Raw genomic sequence first — 25,078 nt, 5'->3', positions numbered from 1 at the left:
TTGTGGCGGCTTGCGCGAACAATGCGCAAGGCGGCCCGTGATCGCGCCGCTTACTCCTCGACGAAGGCGCGCTTGAGCTGCTCCATGATCGGCTTCATCAGGAAGCTCATCATGGTGCGCTTGCCGGTCTGCATGAAAACCTCGGCCTGCATGCCCGGGATCAATTGGACGTCGCCGAGCCGGCGCCGCTCTTCCTCCGACATGACGACGCGTACCGTATAGAACGCCGAAGCCTGGCCATTGGGGTTGTGCTGATCGACAGTCGTGTCCGCGGAGACGAACGAGACCTGGCCGGTCAGCTGCGGCGTCGTCCGCTGGTTGAAGGCCGAAAAGCGCACGAACGCATCCTGGCCCATGTGCACGTGGTCGATGTCCTTTGGCTGCACGTGCGCCTCGACCTGCAATTCATCGGAGTCCGGCACGATTTCCATGATGGTCTCGCCCGCTTTGACGACGCCGCCGATGGTATGCACCTGAAGCTGATGGATCACGCCCGCGGTCGGCGCGCGCATCTCGATCCGGTTCAGCTGATCGCGCGCGGCGACCAGCTTTTCGGTCAGCTCGCCTTCCTTGGCCTGAGTCTCCCCGAGGTCCTTCACGACCTCGGCGCGAAAGTCCTGGTCGGTCTTGACGATCTGCAGCTGTGCCTCGCCGATCTTCGACTTGGTCTCGGCGATGCTCGAGGTCATCTGTCCGCGCTCGCCGTCGATCCGTGCGGCCTCGCGCTGCAGCGAGGTCAGCCTGGTCAACGGCACCAGGCGCTTGTCGTAGAGCTCCTGAACGCCGGTCAGTTCGCTGTTGATGAGGTCGATCTGCTTGGTCTTGGAATCCGACTGGGACTGCATCCCGTTGATTTCGTCGGTGTACTGAGCGATTCTGCCTTGCAGCAGGTCCTTCTGGCTTTTCGTCGTGCTCTGGCGGGCCTTGAACAGCGAATTTTCCGACGCGATCACGGCACGAACACTGTCCTCGTTCATCCGTGACGTCAGTTCGGGCGGGAATGCCGGTTGCTCCAGGCCGTCCCGCTCGGCAACCAGGCGGGCAATCTTTGCGCGCTGCTCATCGAGCTGCTTGCTGGTCGCCTGCAAGGAAGCCTGGGTCTGCGTGGGATCGAGTCGCACTAGAAGATCGCCGGCGGATACGTGCTTGCCATTGTCGACCTTGATCTCGGCGATCACGCCACCGGTCGGATGCTGGATCGCCTTGACGCTGGATTGCACGACCAGGTTGCCCGGCACGACGACTGCGCCGGCGAGCGGCACCAACGTCATCCAGCCGCCGCCGAGCACGACCGCGACAATGAGAAACCGCAAGCCCGTGCGCAATTCGCGCTCATAGCCGCGGCCGGTCCGCTGCGACAATGTGTCGTCGGCAACCAGATCCTCTTCGCTCGCGCCGGGATTGAGCAGGAACGTGACGCCCGTTGAGAGGGCCGACGAACCCTTGATGATGGCGCGGCCCACAGGTGTTTCGGCTTCGAGGCGGACGGGGAGCTTCGGACGCGCCTGATTGACGCCAGGCGCCTGCTGCAAATTGGTCGGTGCAGGCAGGAACTGCCTTGGCCTTGCCACATCGGGGGGGACGGCCTCGCCGGAGACGATCGATGGGCTGCGCCGACGGGGCAGGGCCGCCGGCGGATTCCGCAACATGTCGATGTCCTCGAAGGTGTCGTCCGGCAGCGCCGTCCGAAGGCCGAACGGACGCAGGCACATGTCGATGGCGCGTTCCATCGTGCCCTTTTTCTTGCGCCGCGATTTACGCGATGGAGGACGCCGGTTCCGGCCACCGCCGTCGCGCGCGGATCGCCGCGAGCCCGATCGCGGATCCTGGCCTTCATTGTCGAAGGCCTGGCGCAGCCGCTGCAGCTCCAGAATCAGCGCGTTGCCTTGCGGACCATAGCTTTCGGCGCGCGCATCGGGGCTCCAACTCGGCTCGATCCGGTTTGCTGACCGCCTGTCGTTCTTCCGTGCCATGGTTAAACCTTCTCTGCGAGCGCAGCGCGGCGTGGCGGCCTATTGTTGTTCGGGGGCCTGTTGCTGTTGTTGTTATTGCCGTTGTTGTTCGGATTAGGTCCAGCGACGGCCTGTTGCGCAGGCGGGGCCTGCAGTTTCTGGCCGGCAACACGCGCAAACACCTCCTGCGTCGTGCCGAATGCGATCGCCTTGCCGTCATAGAGCACCATTGCCATGTTCAGCGCCGCGAGCGCGCTCGGCCGGTGCGAGATGACGACGACGATGCTCTGATTCTTGCGCATCATCGCGATCGCCTGACTGAGTGCATTCTCGCCGTCGGCATCGAGGTTGGCATTGGGCTCGTCGAGCACGACGAGGAACGGATCGCCGAAGATCGCGCGCGCAAGGCCAACCCGCTGTCGCTGGCCCGCGGAGAGCGACATGCCGCCCTGGCCGATGCGCGTCGAATAGCCCTCGGGCAGACGCAGAATGAGGTCATGGACGCCGGCGATGCGCGCGGCCTTCAGAATGGAGTCGGAGGTCGCGTCCTGGTCGAAGCGTGCAATGTTCTCGGCCACCGTGCCATCGAACAGGGCGACATCCTGCGGCAAATAGCCGATATGGCGTCCGAGTTCCTGGTTCGGCCACTGGTCGAGCGCGGCGCCATCGAGCCGCACGACGCCATGCTGCGCCGGCCAGATACCCACCAGGGCTTTCGAGAGCGACGTCTTGCCCGAGGCACTGGCGCCGAGCAGTGCGAGCCCCGTGCCGGCCTTGAGCGCGAACGAGATGTTGGACACGATCGGGCGGTTGGTCCCCGGCGCAACGACCGAGAGCTCTTGCACCGAGAGCTCGCGATAGGGACGCGGCAGCGCGATCGGCGGTGCCGGCGGCTTGGCGGTGGCCCTGCAGATATCGCGCAGGCGCGCGATTCCCTGACGGGCGGCGACAAGCTGTTTCCAGCTCGAGAGCGCGACCTCGACGGGTGCGAGCGCGCGGCCCATCAGGATAGATGAGGCCATCATCACGCCGCCCGACGCCTGTTCCGAGACGACGAGATAGGCGCCCATCCCAAGCATTCCCGATTGCAGCACGAAGCGCAGCACCTTTGCGCCCGATCCGAGATTGGAGGTCAGATCGGTGGCGCGCAGGTTTTCGCGCAGATAGCGCTCATTGACCTGCTGCCAACGCTGGGAGAACCGATCCATCATGCCGAGCGCGCGGAGCACTTCGGCGTTGCGCTGTGTGGCGTCCGCAATCACCTGACGCATTGCCATGGTCTCGGTCGCGGTCTTCACCGAACCGCGTGACAAGCGCTCGATCGCCAAGGTCACCGCCACAATTGCGATCATGCCGGCGAGTGCGGTGAGGCCGATCAATGGATGGAACAGGAACAGTCCGATCAGGAAGATCGGTATCCAGGGCATGTCGAGGAACGCAGTCGGTCCCATGCTCGACATGAAGCCGCGCAGCTGGTCCAGATCGCGCAGCGGCTGCTGCATCAGCATCGGTTTCGCGCCGCGCAGCGGCAATGTGGCGAGCGCGTTGTGGATCGAATGTTGAAGTCCGGCGTCGAAGATTGTGGCGACGCGACAGAGCATGCGTGCACGCAGCGCATCGAAATAGCCCTGAATCAGATAGGCCAGCAGCACCATTAGCGTCAGGCCGAACAGGGTCGCGAGGTTGCGGCTCGGAATGACGCGGTCGTAGACCTGCATCATGTAGACCGAGCCGGACAGCATCATGATGTTGATGACGCCGCTGAAAACGCCGATGCCCACCATCCTGCGCGCGGCTTGACGTAGTCCGTCGCCGACGGGATCATGGTCCGGTGTGTTATCAAGCGATCTCTCGGGCCCGACCGAGAACGCTTCTCGCGGACGATCCTGACGGACGCTCATCCCCTCGCGCCTCCCCCAACTTGTTGACCAACCGAACCTGCATGACAGCCGATGCAGACCATTTTCCGGCGAGATTTAGACAACGACGGTTTTTCTCGCTGCATCACGCATCCAAACCGCGAATGTGTGGCGCTCGCGACGGTGCTGTGTTCCGGTCGGAACTAGTTGCTTGCGCAGGTATCGGCGCAACTTGGCGACTGCGAATAGCGATGATGTGCTCGATACTTAATATTAGCGACACGCGATGAAGCGGCGCGGTCGTCACAGTTTTGTCCGGCTATGACCTTGGCTTCTGCCCGCGTTGGCCTAGGTGTGGGCCGAATGACGCCACGAAGCTAAATAATGTTTCACGCATCGCACCCAAAAGCGATCAATCAGTTTTTCGTAACAGCGAGGTGATGACCAAATGACCACCGCAACAGTTCCCGCTTTTTCCCAAACAAGGACCTAAATTCCAGGGGAGAACTGCAAGAACTGTTCGTCGCCGGCAGATCAAGCTTGCGTCGGATTGGGAGCCGGATGCTGCAAACCCGTGCATGGGCGAGCCGGGTGAGGCATCCAACGGAGCTAACCGCTTTCTCACAAGAGAGGTCTTCCGCTCGTCGGTCGGCGAGGGATCATCCTGGGGATCAGGTCATTTGCGTACCAAGAACAACATCACGCGGAAAATTCCGCAACGCGAGTCAGTGGGGCAGTCGAAGGTCGTGCATTCCGGCCGCGGGGGGCAATTGCGGCGTGACATCTCGAGTTCCGACCTCTCGAACTCGGGGGGCCGTCGGTGAAGATCCGCAAGACCGACTATGGAACCATTATCCTGCACTGGCTGCTGGTCGCCGCGATCGGCGTCGCAACGTTCACTGGACTACGGATTGCCACCGAGGGACCTTACCATCTCTGGGTGAATGAGCTGGATTCGTTCCTCCCGAGCACTCACGTCTGGGTGCCACACATGCAGTCTGCCGTCGTGCAGGTTGCGGCGATGATCGCCTATACCGTCTACCTGGCGCGTTCGGGCCTCAGCCGGCGCGTGCAGCTCGACAAGAACCGCCTGCGCGGTCTTCTTGGCAAGCGCACGCAGCGATTGGGTGCGTTCGGCGCGATCCTGATGTGGACTTTCTTTCTGTCCATGATCGCGATGATCGTGACCGGCAGCCTGTTGTATCTCGGTGTGTTTCCAAATCACTTTATCCGGCAGGTGCACTGGTACGGGACCTGGACCATCGTGGGTTTCATCGGCCTCCACGTCCTCAACCACTTTGCGATCGGCGGCTCGACGCAGCTGATGCGGGTATTCCGTCCGGACAAACTGCCAGCGCCGCCGCCGCGGCTGGATGCGGTCGAGCTGCTCACCATGCTGGTCGAGCAATCGGAACGGCTGGGTTCCGAGCCTGAGCCGGCCGCCAAGCCACCCGCCGCCAGGCCGGCCCCGCCAATGCGGGCGATGCCGATCCAGGTGCCGCTGCAGCCGGCTCCCGCAGCGCCGCTGCAAGCCGCAAATGTCGCTCCCGCGTATGAACCGACTTTCGGTCGGCTGCCGCTGCCCGACCGCCAGGACCCGCCGTGGAAGGGCGGCGATCGCAACGACGAGGGCGACGAGGCGCCCTGGAAGAGCGGAAGCGCTCGGCCGCAGGCGCGACGTGCACCGGCGAAGCGACGCAATCCGACGTTCCAGGCCAATCCGCTTGTGGTGGCCGCGGCCGTGGCGATCACCGGCGCGTCGCTGATGTTTGCCAGCGACTGGCTCAGCTCCGACACTCTTGTGATTCACCGGATCGACGCGGCGGATGCGCCGGTACTCGACGGCGACACGTCGGACCGCGTGTGGCGCAACATCGAGCCGATTTCCGTTCTGACCAATCAGGGCGGCAATCTCGACGGCAAGGGCGATTCCCGGGTCGAAATCAGAGCAGCGCATGACGGCGAGTGGGCCTACTTCCTGTTCACCTGGGAAGATCCGACCCGTTCTCTGAAGCAGCTGCCAATGGTGAAGGAGCGCAACGGCTGGCACCTGCTGCAGAATGGCTACTGGAACGGGGACGAGCACGACTACAACGAGGACAAGTTCTCGGTGTTGTTCACCACGCTCGATGTCACGCTCGCCGGCGACCGCACATTTCATGCGAGTCCGGAGGCGGTCTCCGACGCTCCCACGACCAAGACGGGCCGCGGACTGCACTACACGCCGGAGGCGGGCATCTATGCCGACGTCTGGCAATGGAAGGCCACCAGTGGCGGCCCGACGGGGTGGCTGGACGACGACCATTTCGGTCCGCCGCTGCCGCCGACGCCACAGCAGGCGCGCAACCTCGTTCCCTACAAGGGCGGGTTCGAACCCGATCCGGGAACCGCGAACTACTCCGACAATTTCGTCGTCGACATCGACACCGACGGCAATCGCAATGTCACGCCTCGTCGTCTGCCCAAGGACGTCGCCGCGATGACCAAGGCGATGGGAGACATCTCGCTCGATCCGAACGTCGGCGAGAGCGATGGGGCACGCTGGTTCATGAGTGAAGCGGAATCGGTGCCTTACTCGGCTGAGGCGGACCAGGCGATTCCGATCGGCACGGTCATCCCGGGAGTGATCATTGCCGGCGACTACACCGGTGATCGCGCCGACGTTCGCTGTGCCGCCCGCTGGGCTGCCGGTCACTGGGCGCTCGAGGTTGCGCGTCGCCTCGACACGCACAGCAAATACGACATTCCGTTCAAGAGCGGAATCTACATGCGCGTGTCCGTATTCGATCACGTTCAGGTCAGACATACGCGGCACGTCCGACCAATTCGCGTTGAGGTGGAATAATGGCAAAAACCTGCAAGGTCACGGTGAACAAGGAAAGCTTCCACGCCAAGTGCGGGGACCTGCTCCTTGACGCCGCGCTCGCGAACGGGATCGATTTGCCTCACGACTGTCGCAGCGGCGTTTGCGGCAGCTGCCGCATCCGTCTCGATGACGGCAAGGTGTTCGGCGGCTATGACGGCGACAGCGGCTTGATCTATGCCTGTCGGGCACGCGTCGTGTCGGACATGAAGGTGATGGTCGAACCGGTTCCCGAAACCGTAATGGTGAACGCGGAAGTGGTCGATATGCGTCGCCTGGCGCCGGACATTTTTGCGGTCGATCTGCAGTTGCAGAAGAAGCTGCGCTACCTGCCGGGCCAGTACACCAAGGTGCAGTTCCGCGGTTATCCGGAGCGTTGCTACAGCCCGACCTATCCATTGCAGGGGGCGCCCAAGGACCGGCTGTTTCACTACCATCTGCGGCAGGTTCCCGGCGGTCTGATCTCGACGGCGCTCGGCCGCGAGATCCGCGTCGGTCACCGCGTCAAGCTGACCGGCCCGTTTGGCAGCGCCTTCTTCCGCCCGAAGCACCGCGGGCGGATCGTGGTCGTCGCCAGCGGCACCGGCTTTGCGCCGATGTGGTCGGTCGTGACCGGCGCGATCAAGGAATGGCCGCAGCGCGAGCTCGTGTTCATCGTGACCGCGCGGACGCTGCAGGCGTTCTACATGCATGCGGCGCTGTGCCGGCTTGCCCGCTTCCCGAGGGTCAAGATCATTCCGATCGTGTCCGATCTGAAGGGCGCGGTGTCACCGGCGATCCGCACCGGGCGACCGACCGAATATATGCCGGAGCTGACACCGAACGATGTGGTTTACACCGCAGGTGCCCCGGCCATGACGGAGGCCATCGCCAAGCTCGCCAAGGCGGCTGGCGCGCGATGCTACACCGATCCGTTTGTCTCGCATGGTGGCCACTCCTCGGGTGCCGGCCTGATGTCGAAGCTGACCGGCTGGCTGGACAGCTCGCGCGGCAACGGGATGCTGCAGCCGGCGCAGGCCGGCGCGGGGTCCCGCCTGTCGCTCTGATGCTGATTGGGGCGTGGCGGCCGGCGGGCGAGACGGGCTTGGCTCGCTCACATCGGGACGAATGCGAGCAAGGTGCCGTTGGCTCCGGACGGCGGCACGCACAAGCTGGTGCCGCTGCGCGTACCGGCAGCTCCCAGAATCCGTCCAGTTGCGTCGAGATCGCCTGAGGCGATGACCAGGCCAGCGCCGCCCCGCTCGGGCAGGCCCGCAAGCGAAACGCCGGGATAACGATGCCTGAGTTGATCCTTGCTCAGGAAAACGAAGTCGGCGCGATCCGAGCCGGAGGGAACGGCGATCGCGCCGTCGCTCTCGCTGTGGGCGTCGCGATCGATCATCCGGCAAAGATGCGCGGCATCATGGTTCGGATCCGGCGTTACGATCAGCACCCGCCTCAGCCGCCTTGCGCCGTTCGCGTGCGTCATCAGCTCGGGTATCCAGACCGTCTCTCGCGTCTTGTGCTGACAGGCAAAGAGGCGTACGCCGCCGGGCGCCTCGTCGACCGGCCACTGGAATACGGCGAACTTCGCAGCCGACTGCCTGCCGTCGGGCATCGTCACCGGCCTCTCGAAATCGATCGGTCCGATCGGCGGGTAGCCGCGTGCACGAATCTCGTCGGCACCCCCGCCCGAATCGATCGCCGTGAATGCGATGCGTTCGATGCCTTCGCCGCGCCCGTCGAGAAAGTCGCGGGTCGGCGCATTGTGCTCGGTCGGCACGAGCACACCGAGCAGCTCGAGATAATCGGGGTCGAGCATGATCGTGTAGTTGCCCGATCCCATGTGAGCGCTGTGGGTGCCGCGCGGCGACACTGTGAAGCCCAGGGCCTTCCAGGTCGCCGCCGCCTTGTCGAGATCGCCGACCGCGACCACGGCATGATCGATACCAATGACGTTATTTAGCGCCACGCGTCGGATTCCTTCACCCCAAGCCCGTCTTGCGGGCGCAACTATGCGCGATCGACCGGCTCCTCGCAACCGGCAAGCGAGGAAGCGGATCAGCATCAAAAGGTTAAAGACGAGCAAACCGGTTCGATCAAATCCGGTCACCCCGGAAAACAGCATTTGAGGGTTTTTGAGCTAAATCGGGTGCAGAAATGTGGCCCATCGAGAGAACGAAGATTTCAACGATGCAACACAAGCGTCTCTATGAGCGGATTCGTCCGGGAGGCAGGATTGCGGGCGCGGCCAAGATCTTCGTCGGTCCGAAGGCGCCTGCCATCGACTGCATTCTTGTCGACTACTCGCCCGGCGGCGCCTGCATTCAGCTCACCAAATATCTCGATCTCCCCAACCGTTTCGAACTGCTGTACGGCACGACACGGAAGCATTGTCGGGTGGTCTGGAGACGCGCAATGCGAATGGGGTTGGCGTTCTAATCTGGCCGATCCGTCCACACCATCGGAGTGGAAGCATTCAGCTCCGCTTCGATCCGCATTCGCCGTGCGGATCGAAGATGCGCACGTCTGGATGCACGCACGCAAGTCCGCACAACAGTCCTTTCGACGCCAGTCGCTGACACGATCGTCGCATCGTTGCGGCGCGTCGTTCCAGCTCGCGCTTTTCGATCGCCGCGTTCGGTCTCGCGTGAGACGAGCACTGCGCCGCGCCAAATCTGATCAGAGTTTTCGTTTTGCCGATGAAAGCCTTGGCGCTGACATAATTGAATGGTCGGGATTTGTTGTCGATCAACGGTCGATTGGTACCGTGTAGCTGTTGTTAATCGCGATGAAGTTGGCGGCTTTGGTTGTAGTGCTCTCGGCAATGTCGCTGTCTGATGCGCGTGCCGAAGAGCCAAGTGCGAAAAGCCAGGGCAGCTGCATGCCCATCGGCCTGACGGCGAGCGGGGAGGTGGTCTTTCCCTGGGATTGCCGGGCGATCATCGAGATGCAGCGCGGTCCGGTCTCGGTGAATGTTCCGGCGCCATCCGCCGATCCGTCCGCCAAGGATCAAGTTCCCGAGAAAGCGGCCGCACAACAGCCGGAGCAGACCGCAGCGAGCGCGCCGGTGGCACCGGTGCAGCCCCAAATGGCCGTGGCCGCATCGCCTGTCCAGGATACGACCGCGACAGTCGTGCGCGCAGCGCCACGTGTTCGTCCGAAGCGGACGCTTGCCGCCGTAGCTCCCGTGGACAAGAAACGTCAGATCGCCCCACCGCCACAGTCCGGTGCGCCACCGCGATCTGCTCCGCCGTCTCAGCCGCAATCCGTCTCGGCCATTACGCGCGCTCTGAACGCGCTCAAATAGAGCGCCGGCGCAAGTCAGCGCGGTCCTGTGCCCTGTGAATTCCAGTCGCTCCAATGGATGTTGGAGAGGCTTCGCAGGTCGGTCGCGAGTGGACGTCGGGCCTGGCGGTCGTGAACGGCGATGACCTGTTCGGATTGCCTGATCTTGTCCTTCAATTCGGCAACGGTCTTTTGTGCTTGCGCGACCGCGCGCGAATCCGAGTTTTCGCTGACGGTAAACTTGGCGGTCTCGATGCGCCGCAAGGTTTCGCGGTGCCGTCTGACCTGCGCGCGATGCCAGGCGATTCTGCTGTCACTGTCAGCAACCATCTCGCTCTCCCGAAGCTCGCCAGTGTAGCCGGATGGCCCGTGATTCGCGACTTTTCCGAGCAAGGCCGACGAGGCCGCCCGAGAGCGACATCAGCCGGGTGGTAATCCGAGTTCGAAGGTAACTCGATCCATAGCGGGCCGCAGCGCGATGAAGCCGCCGCGGCTCGTCATGACGGAGCGCGCGATCGCAAGGCCCATGCCGGTGCCTCCGCTGTCGCGGCGGGTGGTGAAGAACGCATCGAAGATCCGGTCCCGGTTCTGCTCGGAGATCGGGTCGCCATCGTTGCTGACCTCGATGAGCACGCCCGCGTTCTCGCGGACGACCGACAGCCGCAACGTCTTCGCATGATGGTGGAGCGCGTTGTCGGCGAGCTTCGAGAACACGATCAGGGTCTTCTCCGCGGACATTCCGACGGCTGGATCGCGCCCTATCTGGTCGCATTGCGCGGATCTGGAAACGGCGTCCTTCTGGCGAGCGATGGCCTCATCCGCGGCAAATGGAGTTTTCAGGGCGTGGTCATTACCGACGATCTGGTGATGGGCGCGATCTATGGCGGGAATGTCTGCGCCGCGGTCGTCGAGGCCCTGAATGCCGGCGCCGATCTGTTGCTGGTCGCCTATGACCGCGCGCAGTTCTATCGCGTCTTCGACTGTGCGCTGGACGCTTATCGCCGCGGGAGGCTCGATCTCAAGATGCTCAGGGCGAGCGAAGAGTGGCTGATGCTGGCGGCCGGCGAGGTGCCTGCAGCTTCGATGTGAGATGGCTGGAGCGGACTGCTGGCGCCGCGGCTGCGCACCGTCTACCATGGGCCGCATCGGATCTTCATTGGCGGGACCAGGCATTGAACGCGCGCAAGCGACCGGCGCAGGTGGCGGTATTGGTTGCGGCCCATGGCGAGCGGACGCCGGGCGCGGAGAACGAGAACGCGCGGCGGGTCGCGCGGGCGCTGTCCGATCGCGGACTCGCGGCCGAGGTCGGCGTCGGCTTCATCAGCGGAACCCCTTCGATCGCCGAGGCGCTTCGCGCCCTGACATCTCGGCGGATCATCGTCTATCCTCTGTTCGCCTCGAGCGGGTATTTTTCGCGGGATCGGCTGGTGCAATTGCTCGACGAGGGCAACAGGCAAAACCGTGAGCTCGCACTGCTGACGCCGCTCGGCCTCGATCAGGGCATGCCGGACTTCGTCATGGCCAGGGCAGGCGAGGCCTGCCGCGATCATGGCTTTGCGCCCGACGCCAGCACGATCATCCTGCTGGCCCACGGCTCCCGCCGAAATGCGGCCTCGCGCGAGGCCGCCGAATGGGTCGCGCATGGGATCCAAAGCCGGAGCACCTTCGGGGATGTGCGGATCGCACTGCTCGAGGAGCATCCCTTTCTTCCTGAAGCTGCGAACGGCGTTGTAGGGCCGATCGTCGTGGTCGGGCTGTTCTCCGGCGAGGGACTGCACGGCGCGCGCGATGCGCCAAGACTGATCGCGGAACTTGCGCGAAGCGCCGTTGCCTATGCCGGTGTGGTCGGCAGCATGGCGGGAATCGAGGAACTCGTCGTGCGCGCGGTCGAACGGGCGATCGCCGCCCATCCGGCCTGAGCGGCCTATCGCGTGTGATCAGCCGGCGCACGAATCAGCTTGTCGGCAGCGCCGCTCGTTTCATACGCAGCCGTGCCGTAGCATCACGGGCCGTTCCGTTTTTTACCGAGTCTTAGCCTTACCGCGTCTACAATTTTCCATGCTCAGGGATGGGACATATGCCGCGTGTTTCAAGACGTCGCTCCGCGAGGGCGCCGGCATCGTCCACTTCGCCAATGGCAGGCTCTGGGGCGGCGACAGCATCATCAGCTATAGCGGGTGTTACGAAGTCGACGGCGACAGATGGACCGCAACGGTCACGACCAGGCGGCACTCGGCAGGTCATGCCACGGTCTTCGGACCCGGCATCGACGAGATGGAACTGAAGCTCGCGGGCACGTCCAACGGCAAGATCGCCAGTTGCTCGGGAACGACCGACGCTGCGCCGGGAATGGCGTTCGAGGCGACACTGATTCTCAGCGAAGAGCTGCCGCCGCCTGCGGCGTCGCCGAGGGCGAAGAGACACGCAAAAACTAAACTGCCGAGACCCCCGCAGCGCCTTCGAGCGCGCTGACCGGCGCGGCGTTCCTGACATTCGTGTCAAAATGGTCCCCGACTCCTCTAAAGCGAACCGGACATAGGCCACGCGGGAATCTTTGCTCGTGCCCTCCGGCAGAGATCCGTCAATGAATGCGCCGGCCAGGTGACCTGATTCGCAAATCGCCTGCACGAACCGACAGCGAATCAGCCGGGCTCCCATTCTTTCAAGATCCCCATTCGGCTTCATGCAATCGCAGTCACCTCCAGATCAACCGTGCAGTTGATCTTCTCGCGGATTTACTGAGGATGCCGCTCCGGATCACGATCGGCCTTAACTTAGGTAATTGGGGGAACAAGTGTCCACTTTGTAACTTAGACGTTAGGGTGAGTGTGTGGGGTGACCGATGGATCGCGCCGATTCCGAACGCCATTCAGATCGCAGAGTCCAGAAAGAGGGCATCATTTTCTGTCCATCATGTGCGTCCGCACCGGGTCTCGTCGTCTCCATCCTCGACACAAGCAAGGGGCGGACGGTGCGGCTGTTTCAATGCAAATGCGGCGAGATCATCTGGGAGGATTGAGGATCGGCTTTGATCCGCCGGCGCGCCATGGCCTTGTTCGCGCCGATGCCACCCGCGCCTGAGACCATGCCGAACGGTCGCCTGCCGATTCACGCCATTGTGTCGATCAGCGTCTTGGCCATGCCGTCGTCGGCCTTCATGACGGCGGCGTTCGCGGCAAAACTGTAGCTCGCGATCACCTGCTCGATCATCTCCCGGGAGATATCGACATTGGGCGCGGCGACCTCGCCATCCGGATTGGCGAAGGGAGCCTGCGGATCGGAGATCGCGACAGTGGGCGGCGCGACAGTCGAGACGCTGGTCTGAACGCCAGGGCCGCCAGGGCTCTCGGCCGCGATGAGCCGGAGCGGCGCATAGGCCTGCGGCACGTCAGCCGGCACCGTGCCGTTGGCCGAAGGCAGCGCGCCGGTGCTCTCGGCATTCGCCACATTACTGGCGGAGACTTCGAGGCGCCGGACCGCCGCGTTCATGCCGGACAGCGCAATCGCCGAGATGGTGCTCATGGGATGCTCGCAGACTAGATTTTTCAGCCGCCAGTAGCGCAGGCAACGCGTAAGCAAGGCTCAAGGTCGAACCCGGCATTCGAGCGATTTCGGCGAGCTGGCGTTTACCATCTCCGACGCTACGGCCGCGATCGCATCGGAGGCGGACTCCATCGCTCAAGATGGGACAAGGAGCGCTGCATATTTGCGCAAGTTAGCGACAGATGCTGCGTTTTAAGCTATTTGCGTAACATTATCGCAGCGAGGGCAAGCGCACACGTCTCGAACAGTATAGGATTGCCGGATGCCTCTGCAATTTCACCACGCCCTGGAAGAGATGGAGATCTGGAGCGCCAGCAGCGACGGCTTTTCCTTCGTGATCAGCCATGCGAGCCGCGCCGGTCCGGGTCTGCACGGGCGCCCCGGCTTCATCGCGTCATGGCGTCCGCTCTATCAGAACAGGAGCGCGATCAGGATCGCCGGCTCGCCCTTCGATAAATTCGCCGATGCCGAGACGGCGTGTAACAGCATGCTGGAGCATCTGACGAAGGCCGGAACCGCCTGAGGCGCTGTCGTCCGGCCACTGCGCCATCCCAAGCGTGATCGGCATCAGTCGATCGGATTCTCGGCAAACAGCCGTACCACCATGGCCGAGTCCAGATAGGCGCGGACGCGGTCAATGAACTCGCCGTTGAAGTGCACGAGCCAGCAATAGTGATTGTCGAAGCGAAATCCGTTCCTCGCGGTCGCGAGCGAACGCAGCTCGACCACCGCCCAGTCGTCCTTGACCAGGAGGTTCTGCACCACGAGCTGCGCGCCCCGTGGCAGCACCTTGGCGAGCTTGGCGAACGTGCCTGCAATGAAATCCGCTTTGGAACGATAATGGCCGGCCAGCGGGTGGGAGCCTTCGACGGTCCAATCGACGTTGTCGTCGACGCGGTCGAAGAATGCGGCTCCATCGCCGTCTTCGAGGTGTTTGAACAGGTCTCGAACATAGGCTTCGCTGATCGACATCCTCCTGCTCCCTTGCATCGACCCGGCACCTGCACGGATCACGCGGTGCAGTCGAGAGTAGTGGAGGCGCGCTCCGATCACAACGCCAGCGAGGCATCTCGGGTGATTGCGATTTCACGTTGATCTTGAAGGCTGACACTTCGCCTTCTCGGATTGAGCATTGGTTGGGATGTGGTGAGCGCGGAGGGGCTCGAACCCTCGACCCCATGATTAAAAGTCATGTGCTCTACCGGCTGAGCTACGCGCTCCCTTGAACGACAGACAGGGGGCCTTTTCGGACCTCGCGGTCTCCGGCCCGCGCTGTGTAGGGGGCCGGCCTTTTCCGGTCAATAGGTGAGGCGGCGCAGTTTTGGGCGCCCCCCACAATTCCGCTCAAAATGGCCCATTGGCCGGCTATTGGCGGGCTGGGGCCATTCGCGACCGCGCCCTCGTCAGCTCGGTTCGCGATGGACCTCGCTCGCCACCGGCTGGGGCGGCGCCGTCACCCCTGGTATGCTGAGCTGCGAGGGGGCGGTCATGCCGGGCAGGCTCACCGGCCGCAAGCCGATCAGTTCGGCGGTGCGCACGGCGCTGTTCTTCCAGAACTCGAAGGCGTTGATCCGCGAGCTCTCCAGGATCGCGATCGCGACCGCCGCCAGGAAGGGCAGGCTTTCGAGCACCAGCACGCCCGCAAAAATATAGACTTCCCGAACCTGCACCGTCGCGTTGGTCGCAACCAGCACGCCCGCCCCGACCAGCAGCAGCACGCCGATGACGGCCTCCCAGAAGGCCTGGAACTCGATCGACATCCGGGACAGGCCGCCCTTGGAGGTGCGCGCGAAGGGGAGATGTTCGGTGATCAGGCCTTGGGCGACGGCGCGCGACACCGTCCACTGCACCGACATCGCCGCGATCATCGCCCCCAGCATCTGGCCGGTCTTCACCGGCACCCGCAGCCGGTACATGATCAGAAAATGCCCGAGTGAGACCAGAAACGCCGCGATGATCGGCAGTGTCAGGATCTTGTCGGGGATGGCGATGCCGGCAAAGGCGACGATGGGAACCCAGACCAGATTGAGCAGGGCCACCACGACGCCGAGACTTTCGGCGCCAAGCCAGTTCAGCCAGCCCAGCGAGAACTCGCGCTTCTGATCGGGCGTGAGCCGGCTCGCGCCGGGCAAGAACCGCCGCCAGTGTTTCTTGACGATCTGGAAGCCGCCATAGGCCCAGCGATGGCGCTGCTTCTTGAACGCCTCATAGGTGTCGGGCAACAGGCCCTTGCCGTAGCGGTGATTGGTGTAATGCGTGAGCCAGCCCTGCTCGATGATGGCAAGGCCGAGATCGGTGTCCTCGCAGATGGTGTCGCCGGCCCAGCCGCCCGCCATCTCCATTGCCGCACGCCGGATCAGGCACATCGTGCCGTGCACGATGATGGCATTCTCCTCGTTGCGCTGGACCATGCCGATATCGAAGAACCCGGCATATTCGCCGTTCATGATGTAGTGCATCAGCGAGCGGTTCTCGTCGCGATGGTCCTGCGGTGCCTGCACCAGGCCGACGCGCGGATCGGCGAATGCCGGCACCAGATCCTTCAGCCAGTCGGGGTCGACGACATAGTCGGCGTCGATGATGCCGATGATCTCGGCATCGGCGGCCGTGCGATCCATCGCGATTTTCAGCGCGCCGGCCTTAAAACCCTTCACCTTCTCGGCATTGATGAACTTGAAGCGCTCGCCAAGCATGCGGCAGTGATCCTGGATCGGCTGCCAGAACGCCGGATCGGGCGTGTTGTTGATGATGACGACGCATTCGTAATTCGGGTAGTCGAGGCGCGCCAGTGCGTCCAGCGTCTGCTTCAGCATGTCCGGCGGTTCGAAATAGGCCGGGATGTGGATCGAGACTTTGGGGCAGGGCGCATTGGCCGCCGCCGTGGCCTTGGTCAGCAGGCGGCGCGGCGCACGGCCGAAGGCGACTGCGGCAATTTCTTCGACCCGTGCCATCGCGATGAGGACCAGGGGAACCAGGAGGATCAGGCCGAGCGTCAGCGCAAAGGCCGAGCCAAACACGAAGTAGTGGCCGTCCCAATAGGCGAACACCGTGGCGGCCCAGGCCCCGACGGCATTGGCCGTGGCCGACAGCAGCAGCGCCTGCATCACGGTCGGCTCGAACAGCCGCAGGATCGGTAGCGACAGTAATATGCCGACCAGCAGCGCGATGGTCGCAAGCTTCCAGTAGTTCGGGTCGACGACCGGGCCGGCCCACGAAAACTTTGCTTTGCCGGCATTGTTGAGGATGCCCCAATACGGGCCGACGCCGCCTTCAAACGTCTTCCAGGGCCGATCGATGCCTTCAACGATGTTGTATTCGGCGCCGATGGCTTCCGCCCGGGTCACGAAGTTCCGCAGCACGGTGGCCTGCTCGAACCGGCCGGGATTGGCGTTGAGCTTGTTGTAGCCGGCACTCGGCCAGCCGAACTCGGCGATTACGATGCGCTTGCCGGGAAATTTTTCGCGAAGCAGGCCGTACAGATACATCGCCTGGTCGACGGCCTGCTTGTCGGAGTAGTTCTCCCAGTAGGGCAGGATGTGAGCTGCGATGAAGTCGACATTGGAGGCGAGCTCGGGATTGTCCCGCCAGGTGTTCCACACGTCGCCCGTCGTCACGGGAACGTTGACGGATTTCTTGACCTTCTTGATCTTGTCAATCAGCTCGTCGGGTCGTTGAAGGCCAGTCAAAATCGTTTCGTTGCCGACCACGATGCCAGTCACATTGCTGTTGTGCCGGGCGAGGTTGATGGCTGCGTCGATCTCCCGCTGATTGCGCTCTTCATCCTTGTCGATCCAGGCGCCCACCGTCACCTTGAGTCCGAACTCGGCCGCAATCGGCGGCACCAACTCGTTGCCTTCCATCGCGGAGTAGCCGCGGATCGCCCGGGTGATGGTCGAGAGTTTTTTCAGGTCGGCGCGAATCTTGTCGGGATCGACCGTCTTGTCGACGACATGACCGGGCTCGAACGGCGTGTAGGACACGCTCGGGAGCGTGCCGTTGAAATCGGGGGCCTGCTGCTTGTCCTGCAAAAGACCCCAGATCGCGGCGTGGGTGGCGCTCACAAGCAGGATGACGGCGACGATAGCGCGCATCGAAATAAAGACCATTCGGGGCCTGGATTTTGAGAAAGCGAACCTGTCCCCAAGCGTTCGCCTTCCGAAGTCCCAACGTTCTGGCAAGCCACCCTTCTGACCAACTTCGGAAAGTCGAGGGCGCCGGTAAGCCTATGATTTCGTGCGGCTTTCAGATTGAACGCACGATATCGGAACGAGTTGCGCGCAACGTTTAAGGCCGCCAACCTGAACGTCACCTTAAGGATAATCCTGCTGCACCATTTCACAACTGGCGACGTGGCGTTTTGGCGGCACACCTCATGCAACGCGCGAAAATTCTGCGAGCGTTGCGTCACCTCGCCGTAACTGCGACCCAGTCGGATCAGAATGGCGAGGCCTCCGAAAACCTCTACTTGGCTGGAGCCGGTGAGGGAGGGGCGGTGCCTTGCGGCGTCGCGCTGGGCGACGGCGCCGGCGATGCTGGCGCGGCTGCCGGCGTCGGCGAGGCGGCGGCTGCAGCCGGTGTCGGGGATGGTTGGGGAGGCTGGGCCGCCGGGTTGATCCAGCACATGTGGACGTGGTCCCGCAGGCTGTTCGGCACCTTGTCGTCGATCTGTGCGCCGAAACGGGTCAGGCAGCGGAAGGCGGCCTGGATGTGCCCACCCGGGCAGCCGAAGCGATCATAGAGATCGACATGGCGAAACGCGGTGTCGAGGTCATCCACCCAGATCAGCTGCACCACGCGCCGCCCGAGCCAGACGCATTCGGGATTGCCGGCTGGCCCATTGATGGCCTGGGCCGCCTCGGCGAACTGGTCGGTCTTGCGCTGATTCTCCTTGGCGGCATCGGCCGCATTGTTGGCTGGCGGCTTGCCCTGGTCCTGGTTACCGCTCTGGGCAAACGCGCTGCTCGTGGCAAGCAACAGGAGCAATGCGGGGACGGCGAGATGGCGCAAAACCGTGATCTCTCGTTGAAGCACCCGACGCATGAATTCCCCGATTGTATTGCTTTAACCGCCGCCCAGCCATGAACGGTTTGGTGATGCCGATAGAATGGGTCTCCAATGCGGCCGAGCGGCCGGCTTCAAAGCCCCGCAATCCCATGACCGGAATTTCATATTTTGTCCAGCAAAGTCACAACTTTATCGCCGCAGAGGTAAGCCTGCGGCCGATCAACGCGGAGAACCGGTCAGGCCGCCCTTGGCAGATGCGCGCCGACCGGGTAATCGACGAGCCCCGCGTGGAGGATGAAACTGATTTCGCTTCGCACACCACTGGCGCTGCTGGTCATATCGTTGGGTGTGATTGCTGCCGTGTGGTGGTGGCTGGCCACGCCGATCGTGCTTGCGCGCGCGCCGATCGATCCCGATGCCAAATTGCAGTGTGTCTCCTATGCGCCGTTCCGCGGCTCCCAAAGCCCGCTCGATCCCACCACGCACATTCCGGCCAGCCAGATCGAGGAGGACCTGACCCAGCTTGCCAAGATCACCGACTGCGTGCGGACCTATTCGATCGAGAACGGGCTGGACCAGGTGCCGGCGGTTGCCGCAAAGGTCGGGCTCAAGGTCATTCAGGGCATCTGGCTCGGCAGCAACCGCTTGAAGAACCTCGCGCAGGTCGCGATCGCCGTCCGCCTCGCCAAGGAGTTTCCCGGCGTCGTCACCGCGCTCGTGGTCGGCAACGAAGTCCTGCTTCGCGGCGAGATGACGACATCGGACCTCGCCGCGATCATCCGCTCCGTGAAATCGCAGGTGAGCGTGCCGGTGACCTATGCGGATGTCTGGGAATACTGGCTGAGGAACCGGGAGATCTACGACGCGGTCGATTTCGTCACGATTCACATTCTTCCCTACTGGGAGGATTTTCCGATCCGGGCAAAATTCGCCGCCACCCACGTCAACGCAATTCGCCAGCGCATGGCCGTGGCTTTTCCAGGCAAGGAAATCCTGATCGGCGAAACCGGCTGGCCGAGCGAAGGGCGGATGCGCGACGGCGCATTGCCGTCCCGCACCAACCAGGCCCGCGTGGTGTCGGAAATCCTCAGCATGGCAAAGCAGGAAGGATTTCGCGTCAACCTGATCGAGGCCTATGACCAGCCCTGGAAGCGCCAGCTCGAGGGCACCGTCGGCGGCTATTGGGGATTCATCGACGCCGCACACCGCGCGCTCAAATACCCGCCGGGCGAGCCCATCAGCAACTTTCCGCTGTGGAAATGGCAGATGGGCGGCGGCATGATCTTGAGCACGCTTCCTTTCCTCGCGGCGTTTTTGACCCTGCGCCGCAGGCCCTGGACGCCGCGGCCATCGGCATGGATCGCGGTCGCGATCTCGGCTGCGACATCGGGAATCCTGTTCGGCGTCGCCGCCGACAAGATGTTCTATGAGAGCTACGGTATCGGCGGGTGGCTGCAATGGGGAGCGTTGCTGGCGGCGGGACTTGCGGCGCCGATTCTTAGCGCCAACGCGCTGATGGCGGGGCGCAGCTTGCCGACGTTCCTGGAGTTGCTCGGTCCGCGCGATGGCAGGAGCAAGTCGGCGCTTGCCTATTTCCTGGGCGCTTCGCTCTTGGTGACCACGCTGATCGGCGCGGAGACCGCGCTCGGCTTCGTGTTCGATCCGCGCTATCGTGATTTTCCCTATGCGTCGCTGACCATGGCGGTGGTGCCGTTCGCCACCTTGCTACTCAACCGCCCGCAAAAGGGCATTCGCCCGATTGCGGAGATCGCCTTCGCCGGGCTTCTGGCGCTGTCCGCGCTCTATATCGGCCTCAACGAGGGACCGCAGAACTGGCAGTCGCTGTGGACCTGTGCTGTCTACGCGCTGTTTGCCGTCACGCTGTGGCGGGCGCGGGCCGAGCAAATCCCAAAATGAGCAGCCCGATCGCCAGCCCCGACAGCACGATGTTGTAGAGCACGATCCCGAGCCCGGCCGCGATCAGCCCGCCCGTCAGGAGCACGATCGAGGGCCTGATGACATGCAGGGTCGCGATCACGAGCGCGGTGATGCCGAACACAGAATTCTTGAATAGGGCTGTGGCAACCGTCCTCGCCTTGCAGATCAACGTCTGCAGGCCGGCGTCGCAGGCCAGCGCGGTGGTGGAGAACTCGATGGCGAAGTAACGCAGATAGAGCGCGTAGCCGACGGTTATGAAGCCGACCACCAGGAGCCATTGCACCTGGTAGGGCGTGAGGCGGAACGGAATTTTCTTCATGCGTTCGACTATGATCGGGAACGGGGGCAGAGACAACCGCAAAGCGCCGCGTTCGACCTCACGCTGGAACGGATCTCAGGAGTCCGATCCAACACCTTGTCAAAGCGTCGCTTTTCGGGTCACTTCCGGCCGAAGAAGGAGGACAGCGTCGACGGCTCCGGCGTGGGCGGTGGCGGCGGCGGATCGTCGTGCCGCGAATGTTTCTGCACGCTGTGCCTGCCGCGCGAGGCGGGCACTGCTTTCTGGGCCGGCGCCAAGACGGGCGACTTGTCCGTGTCCTCGTTCCCAAGCGCAAGCCGCTGACCGTCGAACAGGGTGGTCTCGCAGGCCCGCTCGCCTTCTGAGAGCGCCGCGCAGATTTTTGCTGCGGCCGCGGCATCCGTCAGCGGCCCCGCGGCGAGCCGAAGCTGCATGCCGAGGCCGTTGCTGCGCTCCTTGACGACGATGATCGGCTTGAGTGCAGCGAGATCCGTATTCGACTTGACGAGCCCGCGCCAGAGCGCCCGCAATCCACCGACAGAGTTGGCGCTGCCGAGATCGACCGCAAATTCCGTTCGCTCCACCTTGGTGGAGACGCTGTCCGGCGCGGCATCCTTGTCGCCGGTTGAGGGCTGCGCGGCGGCCGTCTCGGGCGATGCCGGGGGCGGTGCGTTGGCGGGCGGCTTCGCGGTGTCCTTGGCCGGTTCCAGCTTGGAGGCTGCCGGATCGGGCGGCGCCATCAGCGATTTTGGCGGCAAGAGCGAACTGACGGGAGCAGCCGCAGGCGCGCTCGGTGCCGGCGCGGTGGAGGCGATTTTCGGCACTGACGATGCAGCCGGCGTGAAAGCCTGGTCTTGGTGCGGCGTGGCAACGGAGGCTTGCGCCGACATCGGTGCAGGCGTCTCGGATTTCTCCGACTTCTCGGGCTTTGGCCGTTCCGTCAGGGCGGCCGCGGTTGTTGCGACCGGCGCGACAGTCGGCGGTGGGGAGGCGGCGGCTTGCGCCAGCGGCGTCGCGGTCGCAGCAGGCGGATCGACCGGCGCGTTCACCGATGCGGCCGTGCCCTTCGGCGCGGCAACTGGCGGTGCGACCGGGGTATTGGCCGCGTTCTGCCGTGCCAGCGCGCCGGTGACGGTCTCCAACCCCTGCTCCAGCACGGTAACCCGCGAATACAGCCGGTCGCGGTCGGAATTCAGCGTGTCTACGGCGGAGGCAAGCCGGCGCGTCTCGCCCTGGCTTTCGCGGGTCAGCGACTGCAGTTCGCGGGCCTCGCGCGCCAGATCGGCCGCGGCCGTCTGCTCGCGCCGCAGCCCGATCGAGGACTGGTTCGCCAGCATCGCCACAATTACAGTGCCGACGGCGGCCGTCGCCCATGATCCGAGCCGCCACAAGGCCCGCCGGTCGAACTCGTTTTCGTCGGCCAGAAGGCGGGACAGCATGCCGCCGGCTTTATTCTTGCCGACGGTCCCGGCCAAATGGTCGGCTTCCCTAGCCATGCGAGCCCCAACCCCTCCGAATCATTGGAGAAGTTTAACAGGAAAAGAGTACGGAACTGGAATCCGGGGTGGGTTGTCAGGCGCGGAAAACGCTTTATGACGGCGCCGGATGTGGAGTCGTGAGGAGCAGATGAGCGCGCGTTCCAGCCTGACTGTGGTACTCGCGGCCGGCGAGGGCACACGCATGCGCTCGAACCGGCCGAAGGTGCTGCATGAGATCGCCGGCCAGTCGATGCTGGCGCATGTACTCAGCGCCGCGCCGCAAGGCGAGGGCGCGGACCTGGCCGTCGTCATCGGGCCCCACCACGAGGCTGTCGTTGGCGAGATCAAGCGGCTGCGCCCAGACGCAAAGATCTTCGCGCAGAGCGAGCGGCTCGGCACCGCTCATGCCGTACTGGCGGCGCGCGAGGCCATCGCCGCAGGGGCCGACGAACTCGTGGTTGCGTTCGGCGACACCCCGCTGATCTCCGCCGAGACGTTTGCCCGCATGCGTGCAGCTTTGCAGGGCGGCGCGGCGCTGGCCGTGCTTGGTTTCCGCGCCGCGGATCCCACCGGCTACGGCCGCCTGCTGATCGAAGGCGGGCAGCTCACGTCGATCCGCGAACATGCCGACGCGTCGGCGGAAGAGCGCAAGGTCACGCTGTGCAATGCCGGCGTGATGGCGTTCGATGGCCGCAAGGCGCTCGAGATTCTGGACCGCATCGGCAATGCCAATGCGAAGAGCGAATATTATCTGGTCGATGCCGTCGGCATTGTCAGGCAGCAGGGAGGAGAGGCCGTGGTGATCGAGACCGGCGAGGACGAAGTGCGCGGCATCAACACCAAGGCGCAGCTCGCTGAGGCCGAGAGCGTCATGCAGGCGCGGCTGCGCCGTGCCGCGCTCGATGCCGGCGTGACGTTGATTGCGCCGGACACCGTCTATCTCGCGGCCGATACGACATTCGGCCAGGACGTGACGATCGAACCGTTCGTGGTGTTCGGCCCCGGCGTGTCGATCGCCGACGGTGCCGTCATCCACTCCTTCTGCCATATTGTGCAATGTTCGATCGGCCGGAATGCCCAGGTCGGCCCCTATGCGCGGATCAGGCCGGGGACTTCGCTCGGCGATGGCGCCAAGATCGGCAATTTCGTCGAGGCCAAAGCGTCGACGCTCGGAGCCGGCGTCAAGGTCAACCATCTCTCCTATATCGGCGACACCGAGATCGGGCCGAACACCAATGTCGGCGCTGGCACCATCACCTGCAACTACGACGGCTTTGGCAAGCACAAGACCACGATCGGCAAGGGCGTCTTCGTCGGCACCAATTCCTCGCTGGTCGCGCCGATCAAGATCGGCGACGGCGCCTATATCGGCTCGGGCTCCGTCATCACGCGCGACGTGCCTGCGGACGCGATGGCCGTGGAGCGCAGCACGCAGAACAATCGCGAGGGCGGCGCCACACGCTATCGCGAGCTGAAGACGCGCGGGAAGAAGAAGGACGGCTGAGGCTCGGACGGCGCGCAAATTGTGGCGCACGTCTGGATTGTCGCGTTTCGATTTTGATGTACTCTCGCTGCAACCAGATTTGGCAAGCGCTGGTGTCGTTCTTTTGTGGCGAGGCTCAGGCGATGACGGCGGATCCGCTAACGGTGACGTTCAGCAAGCTTGGATGGCTCGCACTGGCGGCGATCATCGGAGCGCTTTATCCGAGCGATGCCTCGGCGGAAGAATTGGTTACGTTCAATAGCGCGCCCTATCGCCTCGGCCATATCCAGGAGCGTTTGGCACGGGAGCGCGGCGAAACGCCAAAAGCGCCGGTGTCGATCGAGGGTTACCTGTCGAAGCCGGAAGGAGACGGTCCATTCCCGGCGATCGTGTATCTGCACGGTTGCGGTGGGCTGTCCAGAGGGGCTCGAACACGTATGGCTGACCTCCTGACCGGATGGGGTTACGTGTCACTTGCCGCCGATAGCTTCTCGACCCGCGGCATCAAAGACGCCTGTACGCCGCAGATGCCTGATCGTGAGGCCGACGCCCTGGGAGCATTATCCTATCTTTCCAAGCTTCCCTTCGTCGACGCAAGACGTATCGCAGTAGTTGGAGCATCGCAGGGCGGCTTCGTGGCGCTGCAGCTGGGCTCGACAAATTCGATCCCTCGGGCGGGAGTGTACGACATCCCGGAAGATCTAAACTTCAAGGCCGCCGTGGCCTACTACCCCAAGTGCAACGTCGCGACCGATGAGCTCAGCCTTCCGACGCTGATCATGATCGGCGAACTTGACGACTGGTCGTCGGCGAGTGACTGCGAGCGTTTCATGAAACGGCGGGCCGGCCGGGGAGCGCCGGTTGACCTGATCATCTATCCCGGGGCGTACCACGACTTCAATGTCCCGACTCTCGTCGAGGGCAGGATCATGTTCGGGCACTGGCTCAAATACGACGAAGACGCCGCCACGCGTTCGGTCCGGGCAATGCGAGATTTCCTTGCAGAACAACTGTCCCACTAGGCTGGCAGAAGGGTCGCGCGTCCCGTCTCCGGCAGTCATCTGCGCCGGTAGCGCAGCGCATCGACGAGCAGCGAGAATGCCGGCGAGGGCTGACGGCGGCTCGGCTTCGCTTACGCGCTGGTGTATCCCGGCTTCGGCGTCGAAGCGATACGCCGCGCTCCGCCGAATAACCGCGGACTCGCGGTCGGCGCCTACTTCGCCTACCTCGATCTCGCGCTCAGCGTGGCAAGCCCCTTGCTCGGTCTGACCGGCCCCGGCGCCGGCCCGGGGTCGGTGTTGCTCGCGAGCGCGACCGTCGTGCTCGGCGCCGCCGGCGTCGCGGTCTGGCTCATCAAAGCATTGAAGGCGCAATGAAACTCATCGCAAGGGCG

General features: G+C 63.7%; 22 protein-coding genes, 1 tRNA gene and 1 pseudogene. 11 read left to right on the top strand and 13 right to left on the bottom strand.

Annotated features, from left to right (window positions below; all coding sequences use genetic code 11):
• Positions 1-50: 50 nt before the first annotated feature.
• Both JOZ76_RS25885 and JOZ76_RS25880 read right to left on the bottom strand, forming a co-directional pair.
• A complete protein-coding gene (locus tag JOZ76_RS25885; RefSeq protein WP_291703463.1) occupies positions 51-1,973 on the bottom strand; it encodes an HlyD family type I secretion periplasmic adaptor subunit in 1,923 nt (640 codons plus the stop codon).
• Between the two features lie 2 nt (positions 1,974-1,975).
• Positions 1,976-3,736 (bottom strand): type I secretion system permease/ATPase, encoded by a 1,761-nt coding sequence (locus tag JOZ76_RS25880; protein WP_441300095.1) that lies wholly within the window; start codon positions 3,734-3,736, stop codon positions 1,976-1,978.
• 895 nt (positions 3,737-4,631) lie between these two features.
• On the opposite strand from JOZ76_RS25880, the gene JOZ76_RS25875 reads away from it, so the two are divergent.
• Entirely contained in the window at positions 4,632-6,656 is a 2,025-nt protein-coding gene (locus JOZ76_RS25875; protein ID WP_291703460.1) for an ethylbenzene dehydrogenase-related protein, read from the top strand.
• Positions 6,656-7,720: a 2Fe-2S iron-sulfur cluster-binding protein gene (locus JOZ76_RS25870; protein WP_291703458.1), complete on the top strand. Its 1,065-nt coding sequence runs from the start codon at positions 6,656-6,658 to the stop codon at positions 7,718-7,720. The genes JOZ76_RS25875 and JOZ76_RS25870 overlap by 1 nt, the downstream gene beginning before the upstream one ends.
• A 47-nt stretch (positions 7,721-7,767) precedes the next feature.
• On the opposite strand, the gene JOZ76_RS25865 is transcribed toward JOZ76_RS25870, so the two are convergent.
• Entirely contained in the window at positions 7,768-8,625 is an 858-nt protein-coding gene (locus JOZ76_RS25865; RefSeq protein WP_291703456.1) for a VOC family protein, read from the bottom strand.
• A gap of 221 nt (positions 8,626-8,846) precedes the next feature.
• Here JOZ76_RS25865 and JOZ76_RS25860 point away from each other — a divergent pair, with 221 nt between their 5' ends.
• Positions 8,847-9,095, top strand: a complete 249-nt coding sequence (locus tag JOZ76_RS25860) for a PilZ domain-containing protein (RefSeq protein ID WP_291703455.1) — start codon at positions 8,847-8,849, stop codon at positions 9,093-9,095.
• 309 nt (positions 9,096-9,404) lie between these two features.
• On the opposite strand, the gene JOZ76_RS25855 is transcribed toward JOZ76_RS25860, so the two are convergent.
• The 3 genes from JOZ76_RS25855 to JOZ76_RS25845 form a co-directional block, all read right to left on the bottom strand.
• Positions 9,405-9,662, bottom strand: coding sequence for a hypothetical protein (locus JOZ76_RS25855; protein WP_291703454.1), 258 nt, complete (start codon positions 9,660-9,662; stop codon positions 9,405-9,407).
• Positions 9,663-9,977: 315 nt separating this feature from the next.
• Positions 9,978-10,271: a hypothetical protein gene (locus JOZ76_RS25850; RefSeq protein WP_291703453.1), complete on the bottom strand. Its 294-nt coding sequence runs from the start codon at positions 10,269-10,271 to the stop codon at positions 9,978-9,980.
• A gap of 90 nt (positions 10,272-10,361) precedes the next feature.
• On the bottom strand, positions 10,362-10,679 hold the full coding sequence (locus JOZ76_RS25845; protein ID WP_441300094.1) for an ATP-binding protein: 318 nt from the start codon (positions 10,677-10,679) through the stop codon (positions 10,362-10,364).
• Between the two features lie 69 nt (positions 10,680-10,748).
• Here JOZ76_RS25845 and JOZ76_RS25840 point away from each other — a divergent pair.
• The 3 genes and pseudogenes from JOZ76_RS25840 to JOZ76_RS25830 form a co-directional block, all read left to right on the top strand.
• Positions 10,749-11,030 (top strand): annotated as a pseudogene (locus JOZ76_RS25840) (glycoside hydrolase family 3 N-terminal domain-containing protein); the annotation flags it as partial.
• An 83-nt stretch (positions 11,031-11,113) separates the two neighbouring features.
• Positions 11,114-11,860, top strand: a complete 747-nt coding sequence (locus tag JOZ76_RS25835) for a CbiX/SirB N-terminal domain-containing protein (protein WP_291703452.1) — start codon at positions 11,114-11,116, stop codon at positions 11,858-11,860.
• 139 nt (positions 11,861-11,999) lie between these two features.
• Positions 12,000-12,413 (top strand): hypothetical protein, encoded by a 414-nt coding sequence (locus tag JOZ76_RS25830; protein ID WP_291703451.1) that lies wholly within the window; start codon positions 12,000-12,002, stop codon positions 12,411-12,413.
• Positions 12,414-13,049: 636 nt separating this feature from the next.
• Here JOZ76_RS25830 and JOZ76_RS25825 read toward each other — a convergent pair.
• Positions 13,050-13,463 carry a flagellar basal body rod protein FlgC gene (locus tag JOZ76_RS25825; protein ID WP_291703449.1) on the bottom strand — a complete coding sequence of 138 codons (414 nt, stop codon included), beginning with the start codon at positions 13,461-13,463 and terminating at the stop codon, positions 13,050-13,052.
• Between the two features lie 283 nt (positions 13,464-13,746).
• Between JOZ76_RS25825 and JOZ76_RS25820 the strand changes: the two genes are divergently transcribed.
• Positions 13,747-14,007, top strand: coding sequence for a hypothetical protein (locus JOZ76_RS25820; protein WP_291703448.1), 261 nt, complete (start codon positions 13,747-13,749; stop codon positions 14,005-14,007).
• A 44-nt stretch (positions 14,008-14,051) separates the two neighbouring features.
• On the opposite strand, the gene JOZ76_RS25815 is transcribed toward JOZ76_RS25820, so the two are convergent.
• The 4 genes from JOZ76_RS25815 to JOZ76_RS25800 all read right to left on the bottom strand — a co-directional run bounded on the left by JOZ76_RS25815 (position 14,052) and on the right by JOZ76_RS25800 (position 18,524).
• Positions 14,052-14,456, bottom strand: a complete 405-nt coding sequence (locus JOZ76_RS25815; RefSeq protein ID WP_291703447.1) for a nuclear transport factor 2 family protein — start codon at positions 14,454-14,456, stop codon at positions 14,052-14,054.
• A 172-nt stretch (positions 14,457-14,628) separates the two neighbouring features.
• Positions 14,629-14,704 (bottom strand) — tRNA-Lys (locus JOZ76_RS25810).
• 183 nt (positions 14,705-14,887) lie between these two features.
• The gene (locus JOZ76_RS25805; protein WP_291703474.1) at positions 14,888-17,575 is read right to left on the bottom strand and encodes a glycosyltransferase; all 2,688 of its coding nucleotides are present in this window, start codon (positions 17,573-17,575) and stop codon (positions 14,888-14,890) included.
• A gap of 370 nt (positions 17,576-17,945) precedes the next feature.
• Positions 17,946-18,524, bottom strand: coding sequence for a beta-1-3, beta-1-6-glucan biosynthesis protein (locus JOZ76_RS25800; protein WP_291703446.1), 579 nt, complete (start codon positions 18,522-18,524; stop codon positions 17,946-17,948).
• 258 nt (positions 18,525-18,782) lie between these two features.
• Here JOZ76_RS25800 and JOZ76_RS25795 point away from each other — a divergent pair, with 258 nt between their 5' ends.
• The gene (locus tag JOZ76_RS25795; protein WP_291703445.1) at positions 18,783-20,405 is read left to right on the top strand and encodes a glycoside hydrolase family 17 protein; all 1,623 of its coding nucleotides are present in this window, start codon (positions 18,783-18,785) and stop codon (positions 20,403-20,405) included.
• On the opposite strand, the gene JOZ76_RS25790 is transcribed toward JOZ76_RS25795, so the two are convergent.
• On the bottom strand, positions 20,365-20,745 hold the full coding sequence (locus tag JOZ76_RS25790) for a hypothetical protein (RefSeq protein ID WP_291703444.1): 381 nt from the start codon (positions 20,743-20,745) through the stop codon (positions 20,365-20,367). The two genes, JOZ76_RS25795 and JOZ76_RS25790, sit on opposite strands and share 41 nt — an antisense overlap.
• A gap of 119 nt (positions 20,746-20,864) precedes the next feature.
• Positions 20,865-22,220 (bottom strand): hypothetical protein, encoded by a 1,356-nt coding sequence (locus JOZ76_RS25785; RefSeq protein ID WP_291703443.1) that lies wholly within the window; start codon positions 22,218-22,220, stop codon positions 20,865-20,867.
• A 130-nt stretch (positions 22,221-22,350) separates the two neighbouring features.
• Here JOZ76_RS25785 and glmU point away from each other — a divergent pair, with 130 nt between their 5' ends.
• The 3 genes from glmU (at position 22,351) to JOZ76_RS25770 (ending at position 25,061) form a co-directional block, all read left to right on the top strand.
• On the top strand, positions 22,351-23,706 hold the full coding sequence (gene glmU, locus JOZ76_RS25780) for a bifunctional UDP-N-acetylglucosamine diphosphorylase/glucosamine-1-phosphate N-acetyltransferase GlmU (RefSeq protein WP_291703442.1): 1,356 nt from the start codon (positions 22,351-22,353) through the stop codon (positions 23,704-23,706).
• A 122-nt stretch (positions 23,707-23,828) separates the two neighbouring features.
• Complete coding sequence (locus JOZ76_RS25775; protein ID WP_291703440.1) at positions 23,829-24,707, top strand: dienelactone hydrolase family protein; 879 nt, start codon at positions 23,829-23,831, stop codon at positions 24,705-24,707.
• 120 nt (positions 24,708-24,827) lie between these two features.
• The gene (locus JOZ76_RS25770; protein ID WP_291703438.1) at positions 24,828-25,061 is read left to right on the top strand and encodes a hypothetical protein; all 234 of its coding nucleotides are present in this window, start codon (positions 24,828-24,830) and stop codon (positions 25,059-25,061) included.
• Positions 25,062-25,078: the final 17 nt, after the last annotated feature.

The sequence above is a fragment of the Bradyrhizobium sp. genome, from assembly GCF_019244115.1.
GTDB lineage: Bacteria > Pseudomonadota > Alphaproteobacteria > Rhizobiales > Xanthobacteraceae > Bradyrhizobium.
Note: the sequence above shows the minus strand (reverse complement) of the source record. Positions and strands in the feature narration are given on the sequence as shown.

Excerpts from the sequence above, each read along its gene's own strand:
- JOZ76_RS25885 (WP_291703463.1), bottom strand. The coding sequence starts at position 1,973 with ATGGCACGGAAGAACGACAGGCGGTCAGCAAACCGGATCGAGCCGAGT.
- JOZ76_RS25880 (WP_441300095.1), bottom strand. The coding sequence starts at position 3,736 with ATGGTGGGCATCGGCGTTTTCAGCGGCGTCATCAACATCATGATGCTG.
- JOZ76_RS25870 (WP_291703458.1), top strand. The coding sequence starts at position 6,656 with ATGGCAAAAACCTGCAAGGTCACGGTGAACAAGGAAAGCTTCCACGCC.
- JOZ76_RS25860 (WP_291703455.1), top strand. The coding sequence starts at position 8,847 with ATGCAACACAAGCGTCTCTATGAGCGGATTCGTCCGGGAGGCAGGATT.
- JOZ76_RS25850 (WP_291703453.1), bottom strand. The coding sequence starts at position 10,271 with ATGGTTGCTGACAGTGACAGCAGAATCGCCTGGCATCGCGCGCAGGTC.
- JOZ76_RS25845 (WP_441300094.1), bottom strand. The coding sequence starts at position 10,679 with ATGTCCGCGGAGAAGACCCTGATCGTGTTCTCGAAGCTCGCCGACAAC.
- JOZ76_RS25830 (WP_291703451.1), top strand. The coding sequence starts at position 12,000 with ATGCTCAGGGATGGGACATATGCCGCGTGTTTCAAGACGTCGCTCCGC.
- JOZ76_RS25825 (WP_291703449.1), bottom strand. The coding sequence starts at position 13,463 with ATGAGCACCATCTCGGCGATTGCGCTGTCCGGCATGAACGCGGCGGTC.
- JOZ76_RS25820 (WP_291703448.1), top strand. The coding sequence starts at position 13,747 with ATGCCTCTGCAATTTCACCACGCCCTGGAAGAGATGGAGATCTGGAGC.
- JOZ76_RS25815 (WP_291703447.1), bottom strand. The coding sequence starts at position 14,456 with ATGTCGATCAGCGAAGCCTATGTTCGAGACCTGTTCAAACACCTCGAA.
- JOZ76_RS25805 (WP_291703474.1), bottom strand. The coding sequence starts at position 17,575 with ATGCGCGCTATCGTCGCCGTCATCCTGCTTGTGAGCGCCACCCACGCC.
- JOZ76_RS25800 (WP_291703446.1), bottom strand. The coding sequence starts at position 18,524 with ATGCGTCGGGTGCTTCAACGAGAGATCACGGTTTTGCGCCATCTCGCC.
- JOZ76_RS25795 (WP_291703445.1), top strand. The coding sequence starts at position 18,783 with ATGAAACTGATTTCGCTTCGCACACCACTGGCGCTGCTGGTCATATCG.
- JOZ76_RS25790 (WP_291703444.1), bottom strand. The coding sequence starts at position 20,745 with ATGAAGAAAATTCCGTTCCGCCTCACGCCCTACCAGGTGCAATGGCTC.
- JOZ76_RS25785 (WP_291703443.1), bottom strand. The coding sequence starts at position 22,220 with ATGGCTAGGGAAGCCGACCATTTGGCCGGGACCGTCGGCAAGAATAAA.
- glmU (WP_291703442.1), top strand. The coding sequence starts at position 22,351 with ATGAGCGCGCGTTCCAGCCTGACTGTGGTACTCGCGGCCGGCGAGGGC.
- JOZ76_RS25775 (WP_291703440.1), top strand. The coding sequence starts at position 23,829 with ATGACGGCGGATCCGCTAACGGTGACGTTCAGCAAGCTTGGATGGCTC.